General features: G+C 71.3%; 23 protein-coding genes. 12 read left to right on the forward strand and 11 right to left on the reverse strand.

From position 1 onward, the window contains the following. Positions 1-224 precede the first annotated feature (224 nt). The 3 genes from cimA to ACF062_RS31990 all read left to right on the forward strand — a co-directional run bounded on the left by cimA (position 225) and on the right by ACF062_RS31990 (position 4,257). Entirely contained in the window at positions 225-1,829 is a 1,605-nt protein-coding gene (gene cimA / locus ACF062_RS31980; RefSeq protein WP_392143119.1) for a citramalate synthase, read from the forward strand. Between the two features lie 49 nt (positions 1,830-1,878). Next, the gene (locus ACF062_RS31985; protein ID WP_392143120.1) at positions 1,879-3,231 is read left to right on the forward strand and encodes a hypothetical protein; all 1,353 of its coding nucleotides are present in this window, start codon (positions 1,879-1,881) and stop codon (positions 3,229-3,231) included. A gap of 120 nt (positions 3,232-3,351) precedes the next feature. Then, entirely contained in the window at positions 3,352-4,257 is a 906-nt protein-coding gene (locus ACF062_RS31990; RefSeq protein ID WP_392143121.1) for an alpha/beta fold hydrolase, read from the forward strand. 16 nt (positions 4,258-4,273) lie between these two features. On the opposite strand, the gene ACF062_RS31995 is transcribed toward ACF062_RS31990, so the two are convergent. Together ACF062_RS31995 and ACF062_RS32000 are read right to left on the reverse strand one after the other, a co-directional pair. After that, positions 4,274-4,828: a hypothetical protein gene (locus ACF062_RS31995; protein ID WP_392143122.1), complete on the reverse strand. Its 555-nt coding sequence runs from the start codon at positions 4,826-4,828 to the stop codon at positions 4,274-4,276. 70 nt (positions 4,829-4,898) lie between these two features. Next, positions 4,899-5,525 (reverse strand): YceI family protein, encoded by a 627-nt coding sequence (locus ACF062_RS32000; RefSeq protein WP_392143123.1) that lies wholly within the window; start codon positions 5,523-5,525, stop codon positions 4,899-4,901. A gap of 212 nt (positions 5,526-5,737) precedes the next feature. Between ACF062_RS32000 and ACF062_RS32005 the strand changes: the two genes are divergently transcribed. The 7 genes from ACF062_RS32005 (at position 5,738) to ACF062_RS32035 (ending at position 11,438) form a co-directional block, all read left to right on the forward strand. Then, positions 5,738-6,280, forward strand: coding sequence for an Arc family DNA-binding protein (locus ACF062_RS32005; protein ID WP_392143124.1), 543 nt, complete (start codon positions 5,738-5,740; stop codon positions 6,278-6,280). A 99-nt stretch (positions 6,281-6,379) separates the two neighbouring features. After that, positions 6,380-7,219, forward strand: coding sequence for a DUF4097 domain-containing protein (locus ACF062_RS32010; protein WP_392143125.1), 840 nt, complete (start codon positions 6,380-6,382; stop codon positions 7,217-7,219). 170 nt (positions 7,220-7,389) lie between these two features. Next, positions 7,390-8,340, forward strand: a complete 951-nt coding sequence (locus ACF062_RS32015; RefSeq protein ID WP_392143126.1) for an ATP-binding cassette domain-containing protein — start codon at positions 7,390-7,392, stop codon at positions 8,338-8,340. Then, positions 8,337-8,483: a hypothetical protein gene (locus ACF062_RS32020; RefSeq protein ID WP_392143127.1), complete on the forward strand. Its 147-nt coding sequence runs from the start codon at positions 8,337-8,339 to the stop codon at positions 8,481-8,483. Before ACF062_RS32015 ends, ACF062_RS32020 begins: the two co-directional genes overlap by 4 nt. After that, positions 8,480-9,325 carry an ABC transporter permease gene (locus tag ACF062_RS32025; protein ID WP_392143128.1) on the forward strand — a complete coding sequence of 282 codons (846 nt, stop codon included), beginning with the start codon at positions 8,480-8,482 and terminating at the stop codon, positions 9,323-9,325. The genes ACF062_RS32020 and ACF062_RS32025 overlap by 4 nt, the downstream gene beginning before the upstream one ends. 307 nt (positions 9,326-9,632) lie before the next feature. Next, positions 9,633-11,225, forward strand: a complete 1,593-nt coding sequence (locus ACF062_RS32030) for an acyl-CoA carboxylase subunit beta (RefSeq protein WP_392143129.1) — start codon at positions 9,633-9,635, stop codon at positions 11,223-11,225. A gap of 21 nt (positions 11,226-11,246) precedes the next feature. Then, complete coding sequence (locus tag ACF062_RS32035; protein WP_223776987.1) at positions 11,247-11,438, forward strand: acyl-CoA carboxylase subunit epsilon; 192 nt, start codon at positions 11,247-11,249, stop codon at positions 11,436-11,438. Positions 11,439-11,575: 137 nt separating this feature from the next. Here the strand turns inward: ACF062_RS32035 and ACF062_RS32040 are convergent, their stop codons facing one another. Beyond that, positions 11,576-12,448, reverse strand: coding sequence for a LysR family transcriptional regulator (locus ACF062_RS32040; protein WP_392143130.1), 873 nt, complete (start codon positions 12,446-12,448; stop codon positions 11,576-11,578). 150 nt (positions 12,449-12,598) lie between these two features. On the opposite strand from ACF062_RS32040, the gene ACF062_RS32045 reads away from it, so the two are divergent. Beyond that, on the forward strand, positions 12,599-12,988 hold the full coding sequence (locus tag ACF062_RS32045) for a 4-oxalocrotonate tautomerase family protein (RefSeq protein ID WP_392143131.1): 390 nt from the start codon (positions 12,599-12,601) through the stop codon (positions 12,986-12,988). 61 nt (positions 12,989-13,049) lie between these two features. On the opposite strand, the gene ACF062_RS32050 is transcribed toward ACF062_RS32045, so the two are convergent. The 8 genes from ACF062_RS32050 to ACF062_RS32085 all read right to left on the reverse strand — a co-directional run bounded on the left by ACF062_RS32050 (position 13,050) and on the right by ACF062_RS32085 (position 23,623). Then, positions 13,050-13,634: an ATP/GTP-binding protein gene (locus ACF062_RS32050; protein WP_030361923.1), complete on the reverse strand. Its 585-nt coding sequence runs from the start codon at positions 13,632-13,634 to the stop codon at positions 13,050-13,052. Next, positions 13,615-14,205 (reverse strand): DUF742 domain-containing protein, encoded by a 591-nt coding sequence (locus ACF062_RS32055; RefSeq protein WP_320589843.1) that lies wholly within the window; start codon positions 14,203-14,205, stop codon positions 13,615-13,617. Before ACF062_RS32055 ends, ACF062_RS32050 begins: the two co-directional genes overlap by 20 nt. Positions 14,206-14,300: 95 nt before the next feature. Continuing rightward, positions 14,301-14,714, reverse strand: a complete 414-nt coding sequence (locus tag ACF062_RS32060) for a roadblock/LC7 domain-containing protein (RefSeq protein WP_055564496.1) — start codon at positions 14,712-14,714, stop codon at positions 14,301-14,303. A 10-nt stretch (positions 14,715-14,724) separates the two neighbouring features. Next, on the reverse strand, positions 14,725-17,949 hold the full coding sequence (locus ACF062_RS32065; protein WP_392143132.1) for a nitrate- and nitrite sensing domain-containing protein: 3,225 nt from the start codon (positions 17,947-17,949) through the stop codon (positions 14,725-14,727). 341 nt (positions 17,950-18,290) lie between these two features. Beyond that, positions 18,291-18,890 carry an ATP/GTP-binding protein gene (locus ACF062_RS32070; protein WP_125515316.1) on the reverse strand — a complete coding sequence of 200 codons (600 nt, stop codon included), beginning with the start codon at positions 18,888-18,890 and terminating at the stop codon, positions 18,291-18,293. Beyond that, positions 18,871-19,272, reverse strand: coding sequence for a DUF742 domain-containing protein (locus tag ACF062_RS32075; RefSeq protein WP_030787427.1), 402 nt, complete (start codon positions 19,270-19,272; stop codon positions 18,871-18,873). Before ACF062_RS32075 ends, ACF062_RS32070 begins: the two co-directional genes overlap by 20 nt. Before the next feature lie 145 nt (positions 19,273-19,417). Then, positions 19,418-19,831 (reverse strand): roadblock/LC7 domain-containing protein, encoded by a 414-nt coding sequence (locus ACF062_RS32080; RefSeq protein WP_030787430.1) that lies wholly within the window; start codon positions 19,829-19,831, stop codon positions 19,418-19,420. A 9-nt stretch (positions 19,832-19,840) separates the two neighbouring features. Next, complete coding sequence (locus ACF062_RS32085) at positions 19,841-23,623, reverse strand: nitrate- and nitrite sensing domain-containing protein (protein WP_392143133.1); 3,783 nt, start codon at positions 23,621-23,623, stop codon at positions 19,841-19,843. 586 nt (positions 23,624-24,209) lie between these two features. On the opposite strand from ACF062_RS32085, the gene ACF062_RS32090 reads away from it, so the two are divergent. Continuing rightward, entirely contained in the window at positions 24,210-24,410 is a 201-nt protein-coding gene (locus ACF062_RS32090) for a hypothetical protein (protein WP_223776988.1), read from the forward strand. Positions 24,411-24,441 lie beyond the last annotated feature (31 nt).

Raw genomic sequence — 24,441 nt, forward strand, 5'->3', positions numbered from 1 at the left:
CATGATTATTGGCAGCAGGCGCGCCGGTCCGCAGTGACCGTCTCGTACCACCATGTACGGGCGGACACCGTCGTCCTCGACCCGCGCGCAGACCTCTCGCACCCGCGAGGGGTTTTTTCGTTTCCCGGCCCAACTTCAGCCGGACGCGGAGCACGCGGGATCATTGTGGGCGGTGGAGCCGGTCCTTCCGGTAGACCGAGATCCGACACAGGAGCCAGATCAGCATGACGGAAACCAGCACCCCCGACGATTCCTTCCACGTCTTCGACACGACGCTGCGCGACGGCGCCCAGCGCGAAGGCATCAATCTGACCGTCGCGGACAAGCTGACCATCGCCCGGCATCTGGACGACTTCGGCGTGGGCTTCATCGAGGGCGGCTGGCCCGGCGCCAACCCGCGCGACACCGAGTTCTTCGCGCGGGCCCAGCAGGAGATCACCTTCCGGCACGCCCAGCTCGTCGCCTTCGGCGCCACCCGCCGCGCGGGCGCCAAGGCGGCCGATGACCCGCAGGTCAACGCCCTCCTGGAATCGGGCGCCCCCGTCATCACGCTCGTCGCCAAATCCCACGACCGGCACGTCGAGCTGGCCCTGCGCACCACCTTGGAGGAGAACCTGGAGATGGTGCGGGACACCGTCTCCTACCTCCACTCGCAGGGCCGGCGCGTCTTCGTCGACTGCGAGCACTTCTTCGACGGCTACCGCGCCAACCCCGAGTACGCGAAGGCCGTCGTACGGGCCGCCGCCGAGGCGGGCGCCGACGTCGTCGTCCTGTGCGACACCAACGGCGGCATGCTGCCCGCGCAGGTCCAGGCCGTCGTGGCCACCGTCGCCGCCGACACCGGCGCCCGGCTCGGCATCCACGCCCAGGACGACACCGGCTGCGCGGTCGCCAACACCCTCGCCGCCGTCGACGCCGGCGCCACGCACGTGCAGTGCACGGCCAACGGCTACGGCGAGCGCGTCGGCAACGCCAACCTCTTCCCGGTCGTCGCCGCCCTGGAGCTGAAGTACGGCAAGCAGGTCCTGCCCGAGGGCGCGCTGCGCGAGATGACCCGCGTCTCCCACGCCATCGCCGAGGTCGTCAACCTCACGCCCTCCACGCATCAGCCGTACGTGGGTGTCTCCGCCTTCGCGCACAAGGCAGGACTGCACGCCTCCGCGATCAAGGTCGACCCGGACCTGTACCAGCACATCGACCCGGACCTGGTCGGCAACCGCATCCGCATGCTCGTCTCCGACATGGCGGGCCGCGCCTCCATCGAGCTGAAGGGCAAGGAGCTCGGCGTCGACCTCGGCGACGACCGCGCGCTGGTCGGCCGGGTCGTGGAGCGCGTCAAGGAGCGCGAGCTCCAGGGCTACACGTACGAGGCCGCCGACGCCTCCTTCGAGCTGCTGCTGAGGGAGGAGGCCGAGGGGCGGGCCCGCCGCTACTTCCGCGTGGAATCCTGGCGGGCGATCGTCGAGGACCGCCCCGACGGCACGCACGCCAACGAGGCGACCGTGAAGCTGTGGGCCAAGGGCGAGCGCATCGTCGCCACGGCGGAGGGAAACGGCCCGGTCAACGCCCTCGACCGGGCGCTGCGGGTCGGCCTGGAGCGGATCTACCCGCAGCTCGCCAAGCTGGAGCTGGTGGACTACAAGGTCCGCATCCTGGAGGGCAAGCACGGCACGTCGTCCACCACGCGCGTGCTGATCTCCACCTCCGACGGCGCGGGGGAGTGGTCGACCGTGGGCGTCGCGGAGAACGTCATCGCCGCCTCGTGGGGCGCGCTGGAGGACGCCTACACGTACGGCCTGCTGCGGGCCGGGGTCGAGCCGGTCGAGTAACCCCCGCCCCGAACCTCCGTCGGCGGCCCCGCTGGGTTACGTTCGAAGTATGAGGAATCGGACGAAGCGGTTCAGTGTGGGGCTCTCCGGACTGCTGCTCGCCCTGGGTGCCGCGTCCTTCACGGCGGCTCCCGGGGCGTCGGCCGTGGGCGACACCTCGGAGGTGGCCGAGGCCTGGCAGAAGGATCCGGTGTACGTCGATCCCGCGGCGTCGGACCAGCTGTCCGATTCCCAGGCCGACGCCCTCGCCCAGAAGATCGAGGACGCGGGCAAGCCGGTGTTCGTGGCCGTGCTGCCGCAGGACTTCCCCCGGCAGGACATCTTCCAGAAGCTGCGCACCGAGACGGGCGTGACCGGGGTGTACGCGGTCCGGCTCGGCGACGGCTTCGACGCCAAGGCCGACCGGTCGGTGCTGACGGGCAACGCCGTGACCAACCTCGTCTCGCTCGTGCGCGGCCAGGACGCCAACACGCAGCTCAACGAATTCGTCGACGAGGCGATCGCGCAGGCGGCGGGCGGGGCGCCGCGGTCCTGGAGCGGCGCACCCGCCGGCGACGGCGTCTCGGTGGGCGCCCTCGCCGGGGTCGGTGTGGTCCTCGTGGCCGGGGGTGTGGGCGCGTACGCCGTGATCCGGCGCAAGCAGCGGCGCCACGAGCAGGCGCAGCGCGAGGCGCTGCGCAAACTGTCCGTCGTCGTCGACGAGGACATCACCGCGTTCGGCGAGGAACTGGACCGGCTCGACTTCCATCCCGCCGAGCCCGGGGCGGACGACGCGATGCGCGCCGACTACGAGCGCGCGCTCGACGCGTACGAGAAGGCCAAGTCGTACATGGCGGCCGCGACGCGCCCCGAAGACGTGCGCGGGGTGACCCAGGCCCTGGAGGACGGACGCTTCTGTCTGGCGCTGCTCGCCGCACGGCGCGAGGGACGCGAACTGCCGGAGCGCCGCGCCCCCTGCTTCTTCGACCCCCGGCACGGCCCCTCGGTCCAGGACGCGACATGGGCGCCGCCCGACGGGGCGCGGCGTGAGGTCCCCGTCTGCGCGGCCGACGCGGCACGCCTGGCGGACGGGCAGGACCCGATGGTGCGCACGGTCGCCACGGACTCGGGGGAGCGTCGTCCCTACTGGGAGGCCGGACCCGCGTACGGCCCGTGGGCGGGCGGGTACTTCGGCGGAGGCATCCTGCCGGGCCTGCTGATCGGCACGATGCTCGGCGGAATGATGGCGGGCCCCGCGTACGGCGCGGACTACGGAGGCGGCTACGGGGACGCCGGCGGCGGCTACGAGGGCGGCGACCAGTCGGGGGCGGACTTCGACCCCGGTGACTTCGGAGGCGGCGGCGACTTCGGGGGCGGCGGTGACTTCGGCGGAGGCGGGGACTTCGGCGGGGGCGGCTTCTGACCTGTGCGGCTTCTGACCCGTGCGGTTATCGGCCCGGTCTTGACCCACCTCTCTTCGAGACGATACGTTTCGTCTCGAATGTGGTTGGTCGGTCGGTCCGGTCGTGCGGGAGGGTGGCTCATGAGGTCTGGGGAAGAGCGGGTGCGGGAGCAGTACGTCGAGGTCGCGCCAGGAGTGCGGCTGTGGACGGAGCGGCGCGGGCCGGCCGGTGCCCCGGCGCTGCTCCTGGTCATGGGGGCGCAGGCCTCCGGGATCGGCTGGCCGGAGCCGCTGGTGGAGGCGCTCGCCGAGCACCACCACGTCATCCGCTACGACCACCGCGACACGGGCAGGTCGAGCCACCCCTTCGACGAGAACCCCTACCGCGTCACGGACCTGGCGCAGGACATCGTGGCCGTCCTTGACGGCCTCGGGGTCGACAGGGCGCACCTCGTCGGCCTCTCGCTGGGTGGCATGCTCACTCAGCTGGTGCTGGCCGACCACCCCGAACGGGTGCTGAGCGCGACCCTGTTGGGGACGTGTGCGCTGAGCGAGACACCGTACATGCGACCCGACGGTACGAGCGTGCCCGTCGCGGAGCTGCCCGGCATCGCGCCGGAGGTGCTGGAGCTGTGGGCGCGCCCGGTCGAGGACCACGGCCTTGAGGCCGAGTTGGACCGGCGGGTGGAACACTGGCGCGTGCTGGCCGGCGGGCGGATCCCCTTCGACGCCGGCTGCTTCAGGGAGTTGGAGCGGCGGATCATCGAGCATGCCGGTACGTACGCGGTATCGACCGCGCACGGCCGCGCCGACGACTCCGGGATGCTGCGCACCGCCGAGCTGGCCCGGAACGAGGTCCCGGCCCTCGTCGTGTCGGCTCCCGCCGAGCCGGTCTTCCCGCCGCCGCACCCCCAGCACCTGGCCCAAGTCATAGCGGGCGCCCGGCTGGTGGAGGTGCCGGGCATGGGGCACGCACTGCCCCCGGCGGTGCTCGGACCGCTGGCCGAAGCGATCCTGGGCCACACCGTCGGCCGACGGGCGGCGTGACGTCCGGGGCCCGGTCTCAGTCGCCCCGCGGGGCGGGAGTGGTCATGGACCCCGTCACCGCCCACTGTCCGGAGTGCCCCGGCGGCAGCGTCAGATCCCGCCGCACCGCCGCGTAGTACCCCTGCCGCGCGGCGCGCTGCCGCTCCAGCAGCCCGGCCCAGGCGTCCGGGTCCCGGGTGGCGTCCCGCAGGAACCGCTCCATCTCGATCACCGTGAGCACCCACACCCGCGCCTTGTCCACCACGTCCGGCGCCCCGAGCATGAGCAGCGCCTCGCCCGCCGGGTCGCGCGCGTCGGCGGCCTCCGTGAAGTGGGGCTCGGCCTCGTCGGGGGAGAGGGGGTGGGGGTGGGGGTCGTTGCCGAGGTGGGCGGCGACGCGGTAGGTCAGCGTGACGGATTGCTTCAGGACCCGGGCGTACTCGGTGTAGATGGCGAGCCGCCGCTCTTCCCAGCGGGCCGCCTGCTCCCGCTGGAAGCGGATCCGGTCGCCCCGCGTGATCGCCATGTACGACCCGAGGGCGCCGACGATCACGCCTATGAGGGCGGGCAGTTGCTGTATGAACTCGGGCACGGCGAAACCGTAGCGTGCGGCCGCGACCCGTGGTGCGGGCGGCCGGCGGGGGCGCCGTGGCGCCCCGGGCTCAGGCGGCCGCCTTGATCGCCGAGATGTCGAAGTTCAGCTTGATCTTGTCGGAGACGAGGACGCCACCGGTCTCCAGCGCGGCGTTCCAGGTGAGGCCCCACTCCGAACGCAGGATCTCGGCCTTGCCCTCGAAGCCGACGCGCTCGTTGCCGAACGGGTCCGTGGCCGAGCCGTTGAACTCCAGGTCGATGGAGAGCGGCTTCGTCGTGCCGAGGATCGTCAGATCGCCGGTGACGCGGTAGTCGTCGCCGCCGAGGGCCTCCGCCTTGGTGGTGCGGAAGGTCATCTCGGGGAACTCCTCCGCCTTGAAGAAGTCCGCGCTCTTCAGGTGACCGTCACGGTCGGCGTTGCCGGTGTCGATGCTGTCCATCCGTACGTCGATGGAAGCCGTCGAGCCGGACGGGTCGGCACCGTCCAGGTGCAGTGTGCCGGAGACGTCGCGGAACGATCCCTTGACGTTCGTGACCATGGCGTGCCGGGCGACGAAGCCGATCGTCGAGTGGGAGGGGTCGATCGTGTAGTCACCGGTCAGGGCGGCGAGCGCCGGGTCGATCGCGACGGGCGCGGTGGCCGGGGCGGTGGCGGCGGTGGCTGTGGTGTCGTTCTTGCGGCCGAAGAGACCCATGACGTGCTCCTTGTGGGACGAGCTCCGCTGCGGAGCTGCTCTTGTTGAAGGTTCAACGAGATTTAAGGTAGCGCGATTCAGTTCAATATTCAACTTCTAGGTCCAGCTTCCGGGTCCGTCGGCTGCCGGATCGCGGAGGGGGTGGGCCCTCCCGTGCCACTCTGGCGCGGCCGATGCTTGCGATGGCACCACGATGGTGCCACTATGGCGTCATGAACCTCACGCAGTACGTCGACCAGCTCCGGCAGGAGCTCGCGGTGGCCGCCGAAGCCGGTGGCGAAGAGGCCCGCGCCCTGGCCGAGCGCCTCACCGCCCCGCTCGAATCGGCCGCGCGGCTCACCCTCCTGAAAGCCCTGTCCGCCGCCGCGGAAGAGATCACCAGCGATCTCGCGCCGGGCTCGGTGGACGTGCGACTGCGCGGTCTCGACCCCGAGTTCGTGGTGACGCCCCCGCCGACGGCGGAGCCGTTCGACGCCGAGGCGGAGTACGCGGCGCTGATGGCGGTGAAGCCGCCCACGCCCCCCGCCCCAGAGGCTCCGGACGACGGAGGCACGGCCCGCATCAACCTCCGCCTGCCGGCCCACGTGAAGACCCGTGTGGAAGAGGCCGCGAGCCGCGACGGGCTCTCGGTCAACGCCTGGCTGGTCCGCGCCGTCTCCGCGGCCCTGGACCAGCCCGGCGGCGGGCCGGGCGCGACCGCCGGCCGCCGCGAGGCCCGCGGCTTCGGCGGCGGCTTCACGGGCTGGGTGCGCTGACCGGCCCCCACGAGCCGTCGCCGCCACCCCTCACCGCTGCTTCACCCACACCGACACCGAGCCCCCTGGGGCTCGTCGAGCCACCAGGACGGGACAGCCATGCCTGCTTTCGACACCCCCGAGCCCATCACCGCCACCCTCTCCATCGAGGCCGGATCCTTCCGCGTCATCGCGGGAGACGGTGCCTCCACGGTCGTCGACGTACGCCCCAACAGCGAGACCCGGGAGGCGGACGTCAGGGCCGCCGAGCGCACCCGCGTCGAGTTCGCGAACGGGACGCTCCTGGTCAAGGGGCCCAAGGAGCTGTCCCCCTTCTCCAAGGGCTCCTCGATCGACGTGGAGGTCACGCTGCCGGCCGGCTCCGAGGTGCGGGCCACCGCCGCGCTGGCGCACTTCTCGGCCCGGGGCAGGCTCGGCGACTGCGAGGTCAAGACATCCGCCGGTGACATCCAGCTGGAACAGGCGGGGACCCTGCGGCTGACCACGGGCTACGGCGAGGTCTCCGTCGGCCGCGCGAACGGCTCGGCCCACGTCACCACGGCCTCCGGCGAGATCCGGCTCGCGGCGGTCAAGGGCGCCGTGACCGTCAAGAACTCCAATGGGATCGTCGACCTCGGCGAGATCGAGGGCGAGCTCTCGGTCAAGGCGTCGAACGGCTCCGTCACCGTCGAGCGCGCGGCGGCGGACGTGACGGTGAAGAGCGCCAACGGCGCCATCCGGGTGGGCGAGTTGGCGAGCGGCACGGCCGTCCTGGAAACAGCCGCGGGCCAGGTCGACTTCGGCGTACGCGAGGGGACGGCGGCCTGGCTCGACGTGCGGACGCGCGCGGGAGCCGTGCGCAACGCGCTGGCGGAGGCCGAGCCGCCGGCCGAACCCGCGGACACGCTCAAGGTGCGGGCCCGCACCGGGATGGGTGACATCACGATCCGCCGGGCCTGACCGCCCGGGGCGCCCCTCACCGAGGGCCCGCCTACCCGCCTCTCCACACGCCCCGCGCATCGCCACGGAACCAGTATCGAACTGGTGTCCGATAATGGTGCTGCCCGAAAGCCCCGCGAACCCTTGAACCTCGACCCCGCGCCCCCCCCCGAACCGAAAGGGACCGAGCAATGACCGTCCCCCACCAGCCGCCGGCCCCCGCCGCGATCACCGCCACCGGCCTGCGCAAGTCCTTCGGCGAGAAGACCGTGCTCGACGGCATCGACCTGCACATCCCGAAGGGGTCGATCTTCTCCTTGCTCGGCCCGAACGGCGCCGGCAAGACGACCGCCGTACAGATCCTCTCGACGCTGATCACCCCGGACGCCGGCGAGGTGCGCGTCGCGGGCCACGACCTGGCCCGCGACCCCGGGGCGGTCCGCGCGTCGATCGGCGTCACCGGTCAGTTCTCGGCCGTCGACAACCTGCTGACCGGGGAGGAGAACCTGCTCCTGATGGCGGAGCTCCACGGATACCGCCGCCGCCGGGCGAGGCGACTCGCCGCAGGCCTCGTCGAGCGGTTCGACCTGGTGGAGGCGGCGAAGAGGCCCGCCTCGACGTACTCGGGCGGCATGCGGCGCCGCCTCGACATCGCGATGACCCTGGTCGGCGATCCGGGCGTCATCTTCCTCGACGAGCCGACCACCGGCCTCGACCCGCGCAGCCGCCACGGCATGTGGGAGATCGTCCGCGAACTCGTCGGCGACGGCGTCACCGTCTTCCTGACGACGCAGTACCTGGAAGAAGCCGATCAGCTCGCCGACCGCATCGCGGTGCTGAACGGCGGCAAGCTCGTCGCCGAGGGCACCCCCGCCGAACTCAAGCGCCTCGTCCCCGGCGGCCACGTCGTCCTGCGGTTCGCCGACGCGGCCGGCCTGGACCGCGCCGCCCGCGCCCTCGGCATCGGCACCGCCGACAGCGAGGCCCTCACCCTCCAGGTCCCCGGCGACGGCAGCGTGAAGTCCGTGAAGGCCCTGCTCGACTGGGTCGAGGCCACGGAGGCCGAGGTCGAGGGCCTCACGATCGACACCCCCGACCTCGACGACGTCTTCTTCGCCGTGACCGGCCACCCGACGGCGTGACCAGCCGCCCCGACAACGTGACCGGCTGCCCCGACGACGTGACCGGCCGCCCCGGCAACGTGACCGGCCGCCCCGGCAACGTGACCGGCCGCCCCGGCAACGTGACCGGCCGCCCCGACAACGAGAAAGCGACGACCCGATGAGCGCCTCCACCGCCCCCACGTCCACCGCGGCCACGGCGGCCGTCGTCCGCCCGCGCCCTGCCGCCCCGTCGGCCGTGCGCAACTCCCTGACCATGCTGCGCCGCAACCTCAAGCACGCCCGCCGCTACCCGGCCATGACGATCAGCCTGGTCAGCATGCCCATCGCCATGCTGCTGCTCTTCAACTACGTCTTCGGCGGCACGATGTCGGCCGGCATGGGCGGCCAGGGGTCCGGTGACTACATCGAGTACCTCGTCCCCGGCATCCTGCTGATGGCCGTCGGTTCGGGCGTCCTGCCCACCACGGTCGGTGTCTGCACCGACATGACCGAGGGCATCGTGACCCGCTTCCGGACGATGCCGGTCAACGGCTCATCGATCCTCACGGGGCGCGCCGTCGGCGCCGTCATCCAGACGCTGCTGAGCATCGTCCTCGTGATCGGCGTCGCCTTCCTCGCGGGCTTCCGCTCCGGCGCCGAACCCGTCGAGTGGATCGCCGCGGCCGGTCTTCTCACCCTCATGTGCTGCGCCCTCACCTGGCTCGCGGTCGCGCTCGGCCAGCTGGTCAAGGCCCCCGAGGCGGCCAGCAGCGTCGCCCTGCCCTTCTCCTTCCTGCTGCCGTTCCTCAGCAGCGCCTTCGTGCCGCTCGGCTCGATGCCGGACTGGCTGCGCCACTTCGCCGAGTGGCAGCCGTACACCGCCTTCATCGAGACCCTGCGCGGGCTGCTCCTCGGTGACGAGATCGGTCGCCACGGGCCGCTGGCCGTCGGATGGGGCGTACTGATCACGGTCGGCGGATTCCTCTGGGCGCGGTCCCTGTTCAACCGCGACGCCACCCGCTGAGACTGCGCGGCTTGTCGGCCCCCGCCAACTCGGCCCGCACCCGGTGGGCGGCGGCGCGGGCCGTGCCGCTACGGTGCGGGAACGGCATGCACCGGCCGCCGCTGTGAGCCGTGTCTCAGTCGGTCAGGGCGCCTCCCGGGCCAAGGCGCGGGCCCCTTTTTGTGGAGACTCCACAGAGGGTGCCGCTGTGAGCAGTCACTTCTTCAGCAACCCCGCCCGCTTCTGTCCGGGGCTGCCAGGAAAACGGCCCGGAGACTGTACGGAGTCGACGGTCCGTTTCCCCGTGGGCGCTCCGTAAGGTCGCTACATGACCGTTTTGGACGAGACCGCCTCCCCCGGGGGCGAGCCCACCGACGCGCGTGGGCGTGTGGCCGAACTGCACGAAATCCGTGCGGAGGCGCTGCGCGGACCCAGCGAGAAGGCGACCGAGGCGCAGCACGCCAAGGGCAAGCTGACCGCACGCGAGCGGATCGAGCTGCTCCTCGACCCGGGCTCGTTCAATGAGGTCGAGCAGCTGCGCAGGCACCGCGCCACGGGCTTCGGCCTGGAGGCCAAGAAGCCGTACACCGACGGTGTCATCACCGGCTGGGGCACGGTCGAGGGCCGTACGGTCTTCGTCTACGCGCACGACTTCCGCATCTTCGGCGGCGCGCTCGGCGAGGCGCACGCCACGAAGATCCACAAGATCATGGACATGGCCATCGCGGCCGGTGCGCCGCTGGTCTCGTTGAACGACGGCGCGGGCGCCCGTATCCAGGAGGGCGTCAGCGCGCTCGCCGGTTACGGCGGCATCTTCCAGCGCAACACCAAGGCCTCCGGTGTCATCCCGCAGATCAGCGTGATGCTCGGCCCGTGCGCGGGCGGCGCCGCGTACTCGCCCGCCCTCACCGACTTCGTGTTCATGGTCCGCGAGACCTCGCAGATGTTCATCACGGGGCCGGACGTGGTCCGCGCGGTGACGGGTGAGGAGATCACCCAGAACGGCCTCGGTGGCGCGGACGTGCACGCCGAGACCTCCGGTGTGTGCCACTTCGCGTACGACGACGAGGAGACCTGCCTCGCCGAGGTCCGCTACCTCATCTCGATGCTCCCCTCGAACAACCGGGAGAACCCCCCGGCGCACGAGTCCGAGGACCCGGCCGAGCGCCGCTCGGACGTGCTGCTCGACCTGGTCCCGGCGGACGGCAACCGCCCGTACGACATGATCAAGGTCATCGAGGAGATCGTCGACGACGGCGATTACCTGGAGGTCCACGAGCGCTGGGCGCGCAACATCATCTGCGCGCTGGCCCGCCTGGACGGCAAGGTGGTGGGGATCGTCGCCAACCAGCCGCAGTCGCTCGCCGGTGTCCTGGACATCGAGGCGTCGGAAAAGGCCGCACGTTTCGTCCAGATGTGCGACGCTTTCAATATCCCGATCGTGACGCTCCTTGACGTGCCGGGCTTCCTGCCCGGCGTCGACCAGGAGCACGGCGGCATCATCCGCCACGGCGCCAAACTGCTCTACGCGTACTGCAACGCCACCGTGCCCCGCATCTCGCTCATCCTGCGCAAGGCCTACGGCGGCGCCTACATCGTCATGGACTCCCAGTCCATCGGCGCCGACCTCACCTACGCCTGGCCGACGAACGAGATCGCGGTCATGGGCGCCGAGGGCGCGGCCAACGTGATCTTCCGTCGGCAGATCGCCGCCGCCGAGGACCCCGAGGCCATGCGCGCCCGCATGGTCAAGGAGTACAAGGCCGAGCTGATGCACCCCTACTACGCCGCCGAACGCGGCCTGGTGGACGACGTCATCGACCCCGCCGAGACCCGCGAGGTGCTCATCAACTCCCTCGCGATGCTCGCCAACAAGCACGCCGACCTGCCTTCGCGCAAGCACGGCAACCCCCCGCAGTAGCCCACAAGGAGAACGCTGCACATGACACCCCCCGACATCCGTGTCGAAAAGGGCCACGCCGAGCCCGAGGAAGTCGCGGCCATCACCGCGATCCTGCTGGCCCGCGCCGCCGCCCGGCCCGCCGCCCCGGCCCGCCGCGGCCGTGACAAGGCCGGCTGGCGCCGCCTGGAGCGCACCCCGGGCTTCCGCGCCCCGCACAGCTGGCAGGGCTGACCCCCCGCACCACCAAGGCCCCGCACTCCTCCGGGAGGGCGGGGCCTTACGCGTCCCCGAAGGGGCACGGGGAACCGCGCGCCCAGCCACATCCGGCCCGCACTCAGGAAGGGGTCCGGGCCCCCGCCCACCGCACGTCAGGACACCGCGGCCAGTCGACCCGCAGCCGACTCCGCCAGCGCCCGCACCGCGGGATGCCAGCGGCGGGCGCGCGGCCCGCTCAGGACCAGGCGGCGCGAGGTCCGGGGCTCCACCGGCAGCAGCACGAGGTCGCGGGGCACCAGCGGACGGGAGACCTCCGACAGGACGGTCACACCGATCCCGGCCTGCACCATGCTGATCAGCGTGACGAGGTCCCGTACCCGGTGCGCGGGGGCGAAGGGAACCCCGGCGAGGCGGTGGATCTCGCGGACGCGGGCCTCGCAGCCGTTCGGCGAGATCAGGAAGGCGTCGTCCGCCAGGTCACGGATGTCGACGGCCGCCTCGCCGGCCAGCGGGTGGTCGCGCGGGAGCAGCGCGCGGTAGCCGTCGAGGGCGAGCTGGACACCGGGCCCGGGCGGCGGGTCGATCAGAATGGCGGCATCGGCCGTGCCGTTCTCCAGCCACTGGGCGACCTCTGCGCTGTCACCCTCGAAGCCCCGCACGGTGATGCGCGGCAGCTCCTCCCGCCAGTGCCGCAACAGCTGGGGCACGAGGCCCTGGCTGACCGTGGGTGTCGACGCGAGCCGCACGGTGCCGGTCATGGCCCCGGCGGCGTCGGCGGCGACCTCCTCCAGCGAGCGGACGGCCGTCAGCGCGGTACGGGCGTAGGGCAGGACCCGCTCGCCGAGCGCCGTGGGCCGCACCGGGGCCGAGCGGACCAACAGCGGGGCGGACAGCTCCCTTTCGAGGGAGGCCACGGCGTGCGACACAGCGGACTGGCTCATGCCGAGGTCGGCGGCGGCAGCACTGAACCCGCCCGCCTCGACGACGGCGAGGAAGGCCCTGAGCTGCGGGATGTTCACGGTCATGCGGCGGCCTCATATCTCTATGACGGCTGTGCGTTGGATCTGGGGTGCCCTCCGGGGCGAGGCTTGCCCGGTACGAGAGATCACGTCGCCGGCCGACATGTCGCCGACCGAGAGATCAGCGACCGACGCCTCACCGGACCGAGGAGAGCCATGCCCCATATCAAGGCCACCGTCACCGACCCCGCACTGCCCGCCGAGACCCGGCGCGCTCTCGCCGAAGGCCTGACCCGCCTCGCGGTCTCCGCCCTCGGCAAGTCGAGAGAGCGGACCATCGTGCACCTTGACCTTCTCCCGGCCGATCGCTACTACGTGGACGGGCGCCCCCTCGCCGACGGCGTCCGTGACGCGCATATCGAGGTCAGCATCACCGCGGGCACCAACAGCGCGGCGGAGAAGGCCGCCTTCATCACCGAGGCCCACACGTTCCTCTCCGGTCTCCTCGGCCCGCTCGCGCGCGGCGGCGTGGCCCTGCACGAACCGCACCCCGAGAGCTACGGCTACCAGGGCGTGACGCAGTTCGACCACTACCGCCGGAACTGACAGGGGCCCGCACGCCGCAGCGTGCGGGCCCTCATCCGCGTACCGGCAAGAAAGGGGCGTGCTAACGGAGCCGCGCCATCAGCGCGTGCTCGACCAGTGTGATCAGCGCGCTCTTCGCGTCCGCGCGGTGTCGCGCGTCGGTGGTGATGATCGGCGTGTCCGGGCCGATCTGGAGCGCCTCGCGGACCTCGTCGGGCGTGTACGGCTGGTGTCCGTCGAAGCCGTTGAGGGCGATGACGAACGGCAGCCCGCTGTTCTCGAAGTAGTCGACGGCGGGGAAGCAGTCGGCGAGCCGCCTCGTGTCGACCAGGACGACCGCGCCGATGGCGCCACGGACCAGGTCGTCCCACATGAACCAGAAGCGGTCCTGTCCGGGCGTACCGAAGAGGTACAGGATCAGGTCCTGGTCCAGGGTGATGCGGCCGAAGTCCATGGCGACGGTGGTCGTCGTCTTGTCTCCGGTGTGGGTGAGGTCGTCGATGCCCGCGGACGCGGACGTCATGACGGCCTCGGTGCGCAGCGGGTTGATCTCAGAGACCGCCCCGACGAACGTGGTCTTGCCCACGCCGAAGCCGCCCGCCACCACGATTTTCGCGCTGGTGGTGGAGCGGGCTGTTGCTCCGCCGCTAGAGCTTGCGAAGTCCACTGAGCACCCTTTCGAGCAGTGTCACGTCTGGCTGGCCGCCGGCGGACTCGTCGCCGCCGGGCTGGTGGATGGCGACAAGTCCGGCCTCCGCCAGGTCGGCTACGAGGATCCGGGCGACGCCTAGGGGAATGGAGAGCAGTGCCGAGATCTCAGCGACTGACTTGATCTCGCGGCACAGGTTGCAGATCCGCTGATGCTCGGGCAACTGGCCCTGGAGCTGGTGCGGCGCGGCGGTGGTGTGCACCAGCGCCTCGATGGCGAGCTGGTAGCGCGGCCTGGTGCGGCCACCCGTCATGGCGTACGGCCGCACCAGCGGGTTGTGCGCCGAGCCGGCGGGCGCCGGTGCGGGGGCACGCCGCTGGGGCTGCACGGGCTGGATACGGGGCGCGTGCGCCGGTGTGTCCTGGTCGTACGGACGCGGGCCCGGCTGCTGGGGCTGCGCGTACGGCGGGCGACGGTGGCTCGGCGCGGAGGGGAAGTTGTACCGGTTCGGCCCGCCGTCGTGCTGACCACCCTGGCCATGACCAGGGGACCAGTTCGCCGATGACGAACCGTCTGGGGGTGTTGCCACGTTGCTTCCTCCTCCAACTGTGCCGGGCACCATCACTGTGGAGCCGCGTCCCGAAACCTTACGGGCACGGGACGCGAAATCGCACCGTCTGTCTGTTAGTTGAGAAGGCTCCCCTGGAGCTCCGCGCGCAGGTCCGGCGTGAGGACGGTGCCGGCACGATCGACAAGAAGTGCCATTTCGTACCCAACGAGACCGATGTCCGCATCCGGGTGGGCGAGAACGGCGAGCGAGGAACCGTCGGAAATGGACATGATGAAGAGAAATCCTCGCTCCATCTCCACAACGGTCTGGGTCACGGAACCGCCCTCGAAGATCCGGGAGGCCCCGGCGGTGAGGGAGGTCAGACCCGAGGCGACGGCCGCGAGCTGGTCGGCCCGGTCGCGGGGGAAGCCTTCGGACATCGCCAGAAGGAGTCCGTCGGCGGAGACCACCACCGTGTGGGACACCCCTGGGGTGTTGTCCACGAAGTTGGTGATCAACCAGTTCAGGTTCTGCGCCGCCTGGCTCATCGGGCTCACACTAACGCTCCTGGTTGTAGGTGCTATCAGGGCTGAAGCCCTGGCCATTCGTGTCACTGCCTGAGTTGCGTCCCCGCTGGACGCCCCGGCGCAGGTTGCTCAGCCTGCCCCGCACGTCCTCGGGGTCGCGGGAGACCTGGGGGCCGCCCTGTGGGGTCTGTTCGGCGGTGCCCTCGACCAGATTGGCCTTGGGCACCCGCCGCGGGAGCCCGGACGGGGTGACCCCGCCCGCCTTCGGCTCCTTGAGGCGCTCGGCCCGCTGCCAGCGCTCGTCGTTGGACGAACGCCAGTCGGAGCCGTCCCGGCCGCCCTGGGCATCGCCCTGACCGCCCTGGCCGTCCTGACCGCCCTGGCCGGCACCCGCGTCGGGGGCGCTCCCGTTCCCGTTCGGGGACGAGGAGCCGCGGCGGGGGAGACCCGCTTCGGTCATGTCGTGGACGACGGACGGAGCCGGTCCCGGCCGCTCGAAGCCTACGCGCTCGGAGTCGGCGGCGGGGGCCACCTGAGCGGATTCCGCTTCCTGCCCGTACTCGGGCTGGTAGCCGTCACCGCTGGGCCAGTCGTCCTGACGGGACCGCTCCGGATAGGAGATCTGGGGGTCCTGGTAGCCGCCTTGGGCCGCGGCGGCCGCGTCGGGGTAGTACTGCTCGTCGTACGCGGGCGCCTGCTGCTGCTCGTTGCCGTAACCGCCCTCGGCGTACTGAGTGTTGGCGTACGGGTCCTGGGCGTACTGATCGGTGGCGTACTGCTCACCGGCGTACTGCTCGTTGCCGTACGCGTTCTGGCCCTGGTCGTAGGTGACCTGCCGCTGCTCGTCGTACGCCGGCTCCTGCCGCTGCTCGTACGCGCCCTCCTGCGGCTGCTCGTGCTGCGGCCGCTGCGGCTCCACCTCGTCGCGGAAGAGCGGGCGGCTGCCGCCCGGCTGCTGGGCCTGCGCCTCCAGGGCGGCCCGGCGCTCCTCACGCATCAGGGAACGGCCGACGGGGTCGAGGCCGTGCTGCCCCTCGGCGCCGTCACCGTGGTAGCGGCTGTCGTCGAAGCCCAGCTCCGCCGCGGTGTGCAGCGGCTCGGCCTCCAGGACCTGCTGCTCCGGGATGATCGACGAGACGGTGAACTCGGGGTCCTGGGCGTGGTGTTCGCCGCCGCCACCGTGCGTGATCCCGTCCGGCAGCATGACCAGCGAGGTTGTGCCCGCCTGCTCGCCCGAGGGGCGCAGCTGGACGCGGATGCCGTGCCGGTCGGCGAGGCGGCCGACCACGAACAGGCCCATGCGCTGCGAGATCGCGGCGTCCACGGTCGGCGGGTTGGCCAGCTTGTGGTTGATGTCCGCGAAGTCCTCGGCGGTGAGGCCGATGCCCTTGTCGTGGATCTCGACCATGATGCGGCCGTCGGGCAGCCGGGTCGCGGTGACGCGGACCTTGGTCTGCGGGGAGGAGAACGTGGTGGCGTTCTCCAGGAGCTCGGCGAGCAGGTGCACGAGGTCGGTCACGGCGAGGCCGTGGATCTCGGCCTCCGGGACGCCCGACAGCTCGATGCGCTCGTACTGCTCCACCTCGGAGGAGGCGGCGCGCAGCACGTCGACCAGCGGGACCGGCTGGTCCCAGCGGCGGCCCGGCTCCTCGCCGGAGAGGACCAGGAGGTTCTCGCCGTTGCGGCGCATACGGGTCGCCAGGTGGTCCAGGCGGAAGAGGTTCTCCAGCTGGTCCGGGTCGGCCTCGTTGTTCTCCAGGTCGGTGATGAGGGTCAGCTGGCCCTCGATCAGCGACTGGTTGCGGCGCGAGAGGTTGGTGAAGATCGCGTTGATGTTGCCGCGGAGCAGCGCCTGCTCGGCGGCGAGCCGCACGGCCTCGCGGTGCACCTGGTCGAAGGCGCGGGCGACCTCGCCGATCTCGTCCGTGGAGGTGATCGGGATGGGCTGCACGCGGGTGTCGACGCGGCCCGGGTCGGTGCGCGAGAGCTGGTCGACCAGCATCGGCAGGCGCTGCTCGGCGATGCCGAAGGCGGCGGTGCGCAGCTGACGCATCGAGCGGGACATCTGGCGGGCCATCATCCCGGCCAGGATGAAGGCGGCGAGCAGCGCGAGCACCACGATGGCACCCGTGATGTACGCGTTGCGCTGCGCGGTGGCGGCGATGTCGGACGCCTCGTCCACGGCCTTGTCGGCGAGGTCCGACTCGATGGTGCGGTAGGCGTCGAACTTGGCGGTGGTCGTCGCCCACCAGGCCTGGCGCGTGATGCCCTTGCCGGCCAGCTCGACGCGGGCGCTCGGCTGCGTGCTCGGCAGGGTCGCGAGGGCGGCGACCATCTTCTCCTGGCTGGGCGCCGGGTTCGCCTGCTTCTCGGCGGCGGCCTTCAGCTCCTTCTTCGCCTGCTCCAGCTTGGCGACGTCCTCGGGGGTGCCGCCACCGGTGTACTCCTCGATGGCGATGCGCTCCAGGTAGGCGTACGAGGAGAGCGAGGTGCGCTGGAGCGCGAGCGAGCCGGTGCCGGGGCCCGGCTTGACGAGCAGGTGCGTGCCGAGGGACCGCTGGAGCGACAGCGCGGCCTTGGAGAGCGAGATCGCGTAGACGGTGCGGCCGTAGCTGGTGATGTTGCCGGTGCCCAGACCGAGTTCGTTGGCGAACTCCATCAGGGGGTGCTGGATGGCGACGTAGCCCTCTTCGGTCTTCGCGCCGCTGAGCTTGGTGGTGTACGCGGCCTGGCGCAGCGGCGCCAGGTGCGGCTCGACCTTGCGGAAGGCGGCCAGACGGCGGTTGAGGCCTTCCTTGTCCGGCATCTCCTCGACGGCGTCCTTGAACGCGGCGGCCGCCTTGTCGGTGGCCTTGCGGGCCCTGACGACGACGGGGTCGTTGCGCTTGCCGTTCAGCAGCGGGGCGGCGGAGAGGTCGCGCTCCTCGATGAGGCGGTTGCCGTAGTCGAGGGAGGCCCGCACCAGGCGGGCCGTGCTCTCGGCGTCCTGGGCCTCGCTCCAGGTGTCGATGGAGCCCTTCACCTGGAAGCCGCCCATGACGAGACCGACGAGCACGGGTATGAGCAGGATCGCGTTCAGCCTGGTCGGTACGCGCCAGTTGCGGGGGGACATCCGTCCGCCGGAGGAAGCCGGGGGCTCGTTGCCGGGAGCGGGGCTCACGTCAACGGGGGACGCCGCTGTGCGCGGCGGCGGGGTGAAGTTGCCCCGCGCGTCCCCGGTGGGGGGTGCCGCGGGGCTCGTCTTGCTTCGCCTCACTCGACCAACAACCTCTCGGCGGCGGCACTCACTCTCGTGCCGCTGTCGTCTCCAAGGCCCGTGCTACTGGGCAGTTCAGCGCATTCCAGCACGTCAGGCACCGCTCTACCAAACAGTGGGAAGACGAAGCCGGGAGTGGTGTAAGCCTCAGATAAATCGGTCATAAAGAGCGAGCCCCGCCAAAAGGCGGGACTCTTGTGCGCACAGCGACACCGGGCGACCGCGACGCGTGGCGGCCACCGGGGCAATTCTCTGTCGAAACGTTATGAACACGCGGGGCGGTCGTGTCAAAAGACACAGACCGCTCCGCGTGGCCTACGACAACTGCCGTATACACCTGCCTACTTGAGACGTGCCATAAGTGCGTGTTCAACCAGTGTGATCAGGCCACTCTTTGCGTCTGCACGGTGTCGCGCGTCGGTGGTGATGATCGGCGTACCCGGACCGATCTGGAGCGCCTCGCGCACCTCGTCGGGCGTGTACGGCTGGTGTCCGTCGAAGCCGTTGAGGGCGATGACGAACGGCAGCCCGCTGTTCTCGAAGTAGTCGACGGCGGGGAAGCAGTCGGCGAGCCGCCTCGTGTCGACCAGGACGACCGCGCCGATGGCGCCACGGACCAGGTCGTCCCACATGAACCAGAAGCGGTCCTGTCCGGGCGTACCGAAGAGGTACAGGATCAGGTCCTGGTCCAGGGTGATGCGGCCGAAGTCCATCGCCACCGTCGTGGTGGTCTTGTCCCCGGTGTGGGTCAGGTCGTCGATGCCCGCGGACGCGGACGTCATGACGGCCTCGGTGCGCAGCGGGTTGATCTCCGAGACGGCCCCCACGAACGTGGTCTTGCCCACGCCGAAGCCGCCCGCCACCACGATCTTGGCGGAGGTGGTGGAACGGCCCGAGCCGGAGCCTGAGCCGCCCGAGCCGTTAGAGCTTGCGAAGTCCACTGAGCACCCTTTCGAGCAGTGTCACGTCAGGCTGGCCGCCGGCGGACTCGTCGCCGCCGGGCTGGTGGATGGCGACGAGCCCGGCCTCGGCCAGGTCCGCCACGAGGATCCGCGCCACCCCGAGCGGCATCGACAGGAGGGCGGAGACCTCGGCCACCGACTTGACCTCACGGCACAGGTGGCAGATCCGCTGGTGCTCGGGGAGCAGCCCCATCAGCTGGGCCGGATCGGCCGTCGTGCTCACCAGCGCCTCTATCGCGAGCTGATAGCGGGGCCGGGTCCGGCCGCCGGTCATCGCATACGGACGCACCAGCGGCTGGTCGCCCTCCATTCCGTACGAGGGATCGCCGTACGGGTTGTGAGAGGCGGTGGGCGGGGTCATGGATCCTCCGGGCGGGACAGCAGGTCATCTGCGTGTGCCGTCTGACAGAGCCGGTGGGGGCAGTGTGGCGGCCGGACGGTTGGTCAGTACGTTCGGTCGGTGGGGCGGCCGAAGGGGCGAAAGCTCTTTCGGAGCCGGCTTGGGACTAGTGGAGCAGGCTGCCCTGCAACTCGGCGCGGAGGTCCGGGGTGAGTACGGCGCCCGCCCGGTCGACGAGCAGGGCCATCTCGTATCCGACGAGGCCGATGTCGCACTCGGGGTGCGCGAGCACGGCCAGGGACGAACCGTCCGAGACCGACATGATGAAGAGGAACCCCCGCTCCATCTCCACCACGGTCTGCGTGACGGTGCCGCCCTCGAAGATCCGGGAGGCCCCGGCCGTGAGGGAGGTGAGCCCGGAGGCCACCGCGGCGAGCTGGTCGGCCCGATCGCGCGGGAAGCCCTCGGACATGGCCAGAAGGAGGCCGTCGGCGGAGACCACGACCGTGTGGGACACCCCGGGGGTGTTGTCCACGAAGTTGGTGATCAACCAGTTCAGATTCTGTGCCGCCTGGCTCATCGGACTCAACTAACGCTCCTGCTGGTGAGTGGGGCGAGGGAAACTGCCGGTCTGGCCGGTACCGGCCTGGCGACCCTGCTGAATGCCCCGACGGAGATTCGTCAGCCGGCCGCGGACGTCATCGGGCGCACGCGAGACCTGCGGACCCGTGCTGCTTTCCTGCTGCTGCTGGGCCGTGCCCGCGACCAGGTTGGCCCGCGGGACGCGGCGCGGCAGTCCGGAGGTGGTGATGCCGCCCGCGGTGGGCTGGCGGACGCGCTCGGCCTGACGGCCCAGCTCGTCGTTGGGCGAGGAACGCCAGGTGGTGGCGGCGCCGCCATTGCTGTTCGTGTTCGCGTTCGCCGGAGCAGCCGTGCCCGGGCGCTGGGGACGCGACGGCAGCGGTTGCTGCTGGTCGCCGCCCTGGGGCGCCTGCTGCTGCTCCTGCTGACGGCTCTGCTGCTCGGCCTGCGCCCGCTGGTTCTGTTGCTGCTGGAACCAGTTGGTCTCCAGCGTGTCGTACAGCGGCGTACGACCGTCACCGGGACCGGCGGCGGGCAGCAGGTCCTCGGGCCGCGCGGAGGCGGGTTGCGCGGGCAGCGCGTGCTGCCCGGTCGCCTGCGGCTGCTGCTGTCCGGAGACCTGCGGGTGCTGCCCGGTGGCCTGCGGCTGCTGGGGCAGACCCTGGTGGGCGTCGCCCTGGCCGCGGCGCGGGGCCGGCGGGCGCGGGACGGTGTAGTCCGGCATCTCCCGGCCGCCCTGCTGCGCCGGGCCGCCCGCCTGGTCCTGCTGCTGACCCGGCTGGTTCTGCCGCCGGCCGGACCGGCCCTGCTGAGGGTTCCGCTGCGCGTCGCCCTGGCCGCCGAAGACGTCCGAGCGGACGAACTGGCCCGTGCCCTGGTCCTGCGGCGCGGGTGTGCCGGGCGGCGGCGCGTTGAAGTCCGGGCGGGGGAACTCCGCCGTGGAGCCGGGGCCCTGCCGGTCGTCGGGAGCCGCCGTGGGCTGCGCGAACTGGCCGGTGGACTCGTGCTCCTCGTGACCGCGCGGGGCGTCGAAGGGCTCGTGCGAGACCTGCGGCTGCGCGTTCTCGTCGCTCCAACTGGGCACGCGCGGCTGCGGGTTGCCGCCGGGCAGCTCGGCACGCGGCCCCCCACGGGGCGGCAGCTGGGGCCGACGTCCCTGGTCACCGGCGTCGGCCGGCGGGTTCATGGCGTTCGTACGCTGCTGGGGGACCGGAGGCTGCTGCGCACCGCCGCCGCGACCGCCCTGGGGCGCCTGCGACTGCTGTGCCTGCGGTGGTTGCTGAGCCTGCGGTCGACGGCCCTGCGGAGCGCCTGCGCCCTGCGGACGCTGCTGTCCGCCGTCGCGGGCGGGCAGCGCGGCCCGCGGGCCCGAACCGGCGACCTGCTGGCGCGGCGCACCGGCACCCTGCCGACCCGCACCGCCCGGACCACCGGCGGCGGGACCGCCGCCGAGCGCGGGACCGCCGCGGCCGGGACCACTGCCGAGGGCGGGGCCGCCGTTGCCCGCGGCCCCGCGGCGCGCGGCCGCGGCACCCGCGGCGGCCTGAGCCGCGGCGGGACCGCCGGTCACACCGGGGGCGCCGGGCTTGCTGGGCACCTTCTTGCCGCCCTGGGCGACATCGACGGGCAGCATGACCAGCGCGGTCGTACCACCGGAGTCGGAGGGGCGAAGCTGGATGCGGATGCCGTGGCGCTGCGAGAGGCGGCCGACCACGAACAGACCCATGCGGCGGGAGACGGAGACGTCCACGGTGGGCGGCGAGGCGAGCCGCTCGTTGATCGCGGCGAGGTCCTCGGGGGAGAGGCCGATGCCGGTGTCGTGGATCTCGATGAGCACGCGGCCGTCGGGCAGCGCGTGACCGGTGACCTTCACCTTGGTCTGCGGCGAGGAGAACGAGGTGGCGTTCTCCAGCAGCTCGGCGAGGAGGTGCACGAGGTCGTTGACCACGCGGCCCGCGACCTCGGTGGCGGGCACGGCGGAGAGTTCGATGCGCTCGTACTGCTCCACCTCGGAGGCGGCGGCACGCAGCACGTCGACCAGCGGCACGGGCCGCGTCCAGCGGCGACCGGGTTCCTCACCGGCGAGGACGAGGAGGTTCTCGCCGTTACGGCGCATGCGGGTCGCGAGGTGGTCGAGCTTGAAGAGCGAGGAGAGCTGGTCCGGGTCGGCCTCGCGGGACTCCAGCTCGGAGATGAGCGAGAGCTGGCGCTGGATGAGGCCCTGGGAGCGGCGCGAGAGGTTGGTGAACATCGCGTTGACGTTGCCCCGCAGGAGGGCCTGCTCGGCGGCGAGGCGAACGGCCTCGCGGTGCACGTCGTCGAAGGCCGCGGCCACCTGGCCGATCTCGTCCCGGGAGTGCACACCGACGGACTCGACGGAGGTGTCGACGTCCTGCGGGTCGGACTCCGAGAGCTGCTTGACCAGCTCGGGCAGGCGGTCCTGGGCAACCTTGGTCGCGGTGTCCTGGAGCCGGCGCAGCGAGCGGATCATGGACCGGGCCACGACGAAGGCGCCGACGAGCGAGACGCCGAGCACGAGCAGGATCAGCGCACCGTTGAGGATGGCCGCCTGCTCCGACTCGTTGCGCAGCTCGCGGGCCTTCTGCTCCATCTCGCCGAGCAGCGTCAGCTCGATCTTCGCCATCGCGTCGATCTTGGTGGTGTCGTTGTCGACCCAGTCCTTGTACGACCGCTTGTCCTGGAGCTTGATGCCGCCCTCCTGCTCGAGGACGCGCTTGGCGTACTCGTTGGCGGCCTTGATCTGGGCGTTGCCGCCGTCGATCGGCTTGGTCAGCTCGTCGGGGTTGCCCGCGTAGATCTTGCTGAACGTCTGGAGCTGCGAGCGCTCCTTCTCGTTGGCGCTGAGACCGAAGGTGCGGTCGGTCTCGGAGATCTTGCCGTACTCGCTGTCGTTCGCGGGCAGGGCGGCGGCGATGATCGCCCGCTGCACGGACGCGTACTCCTTGGCCGAGGAGAAGGCGGCCAGGGCGCGCGTGCGCTGGATCATGTCCGGGTTGCTGGTCGCCTGCGCCATGTCCTGCGACAGGGCGAGCAGCTGCTCGACGAGCTGGCTGTAGGCCTCGACGGTCTGCGAGGTGGAGGCGTCGTCGCTGTAGGCGTCCTTGCGGACCTTGTTGATCCCCTGGAGCTGCTGGGTGATCTGGACCGCGCTGTGCCGGACGCCGAGAAGACCCTTCTCGCCGTCCGTGTCGTTCAGGTCCTGGGTGCCCCGCAGGAAGCTGCGGTAGACCCGGTCGGTCCTGTCGCGCGCGCCCTTGACCGTGTAGTCCGTGGCCTTCGCGCCGTGCGCGAGGGGGCCGGCCGACTTGTCGCGCTCCTCCTGGAGCGCCGCGGCCAGCGCGGTGGCCTGCTTGGTCATGTCGGTCAGCAGCTTCATGTTGTCGAGCTGCTGGATCTCGTCCAGGGACGAGTTGATGCGGAGCGCGCCGAGCGAGGTCGCGGTGATCACGGGGAGCGCGAGCAGCGAGACCAGTCGGGTGGAGATGCGCCAGTTGCGCAGAGCTATTCGCGAGCCGGGGCCGGTGGGCGGCTTGGCGCCGGACGCACCCTTGCCCTTGCCCTTGGCCGGGGCGGCCGTCGGGCCGCCGCCCGGCACGCTCTGGCGCGCGGCGCCGGAGCCGTCGCCGGGCGCACCCGGGCCGGGGTTCTGGGCGTGCTGGGGCGAGGAGCCGCGGTCGGTTCCGCCGCGCTCCGGCTCCGCCGCGGCATCCCCTCGGCCGCGACCGGCCTGGGGAGACCCCTTGCCATCCCTCTTGAAACGTCCCTGCACTAGCGTCGCAACCTCTGGACCAGGCGTCCTGCCGCGTAACGGCGGGACGGTGTCGGCGTCGTGGGGCGTCAAGCGCCCCATGGGTGGTCGTGAGTGACCGGCGCTGCTCCCCCTTCCCGCCGCCACTCGGCGCTGCGTTGCGCCCCTGCGCGCCGGTTCGATCCCGCGGCGGTCCCGGGAATTCCAGCACAGTGCAGGATCTCCAACAAGGCCCGTGTGTCGCGCCGCGAACCAGGTGACACGGCGTGAGTGGAGGGTCACGAGCCGTAGAAAGTGATCCAGGAGAAAACGGACTGATCCGCGCAAAGCCGCTAGGGGGAGGGGGTGCCCCGGGGGTGTCCCAGTCTTCATGATCAGGAGCGGAATGGTGCCTTCAGTGGCGCAATGTCCGTTTCAAACTGCGGGGCGAGGGGTGTGATTTGACCCTTTTGCCCGCTCGCTCGTGAGCAAACTCACACGAAGATCATGGCCTCTTCCTGACTTTGGCCGGGAATTGGATGTTTAGCCTGACGCTTTACAGGGATGGCGAATCCGACAAAGCCGCGTCCAGTAGATGACGCCCCAACCGACAAGGTCCGAACAGCAGATGAAGACTGTGCAGTCGACGATGTTCCGCAACATAGCCAACCCGCGCCGCACCACCCTCGCGCATCTCAAGGACGCCGACGACGTCCAGCGCGCGGCCGAACAGCCGGAGCACGCCGTCACCCTGCCCACACAGACCGCCAACCCCCGGCGCACGATCCTCATGGAGACCCCCGAGGCGTTCACCCCGTCCGGCGCCTGAGGTCGAGCCACCCGGCGGCGATCGACGTTAG

Origin of the sequence: Streptomyces sp. NPDC015345, from assembly GCF_043078805.1 — a bacterium.
GTDB lineage: Bacteria > Actinomycetota > Actinomycetes > Streptomycetales > Streptomycetaceae > Streptomyces.

Coding starts and splice junctions, on each gene's coding strand:
- ACF062_RS32035 (WP_223776987.1), top strand. CDS start 11,247: ATGACACCCCCCGACATCCGTGTCGAAAAGGGCCACGCCGAGCCCGAG.
- ACF062_RS32045 (WP_392143131.1), top strand. CDS start 12,599: ATGCCCCATATCAAGGCCACCGTCACCGACCCCGCACTGCCCGCCGAG.
- ACF062_RS31985 (WP_392143120.1), top strand. CDS start 1,879: ATGAGGAATCGGACGAAGCGGTTCAGTGTGGGGCTCTCCGGACTGCTG.
- ACF062_RS32080 (WP_030787430.1), bottom strand. CDS start 19,831: ATGAGCCAGGCGGCACAGAATCTGAACTGGTTGATCACCAACTTCGTG.
- ACF062_RS31990 (WP_392143121.1), top strand. CDS start 3,352: ATGAGGTCTGGGGAAGAGCGGGTGCGGGAGCAGTACGTCGAGGTCGCG.
- ACF062_RS32075 (WP_030787427.1), bottom strand. CDS start 19,272: ATGACCCCGCCCACCGCCTCTCACAACCCGTACGGCGATCCCTCGTAC.
- ACF062_RS32000 (WP_392143123.1), bottom strand. CDS start 5,525: ATGGGTCTCTTCGGCCGCAAGAACGACACCACAGCCACCGCCGCCACC.
- ACF062_RS32040 (WP_392143130.1), bottom strand. CDS start 12,448: ATGACCGTGAACATCCCGCAGCTCAGGGCCTTCCTCGCCGTCGTCGAG.
- ACF062_RS32025 (WP_392143128.1), top strand. CDS start 8,480: ATGAGCGCCTCCACCGCCCCCACGTCCACCGCGGCCACGGCGGCCGTC.
- ACF062_RS32030 (WP_392143129.1), top strand. CDS start 9,633: ATGACCGTTTTGGACGAGACCGCCTCCCCCGGGGGCGAGCCCACCGAC.
- cimA (WP_392143119.1), top strand. CDS start 225: ATGACGGAAACCAGCACCCCCGACGATTCCTTCCACGTCTTCGACACG.
- ACF062_RS32010 (WP_392143125.1), top strand. CDS start 6,380: ATGCCTGCTTTCGACACCCCCGAGCCCATCACCGCCACCCTCTCCATC.
- ACF062_RS32005 (WP_392143124.1), top strand. CDS start 5,738: ATGAACCTCACGCAGTACGTCGACCAGCTCCGGCAGGAGCTCGCGGTG.
- ACF062_RS32090 (WP_223776988.1), top strand. CDS start 24,210: ATGAAGACTGTGCAGTCGACGATGTTCCGCAACATAGCCAACCCGCGC.
- ACF062_RS32060 (WP_055564496.1), bottom strand. CDS start 14,714: ATGAGCCAGGCGGCGCAGAACCTGAACTGGTTGATCACCAACTTCGTG.
- ACF062_RS32015 (WP_392143126.1), top strand. CDS start 7,390: ATGACCGTCCCCCACCAGCCGCCGGCCCCCGCCGCGATCACCGCCACC.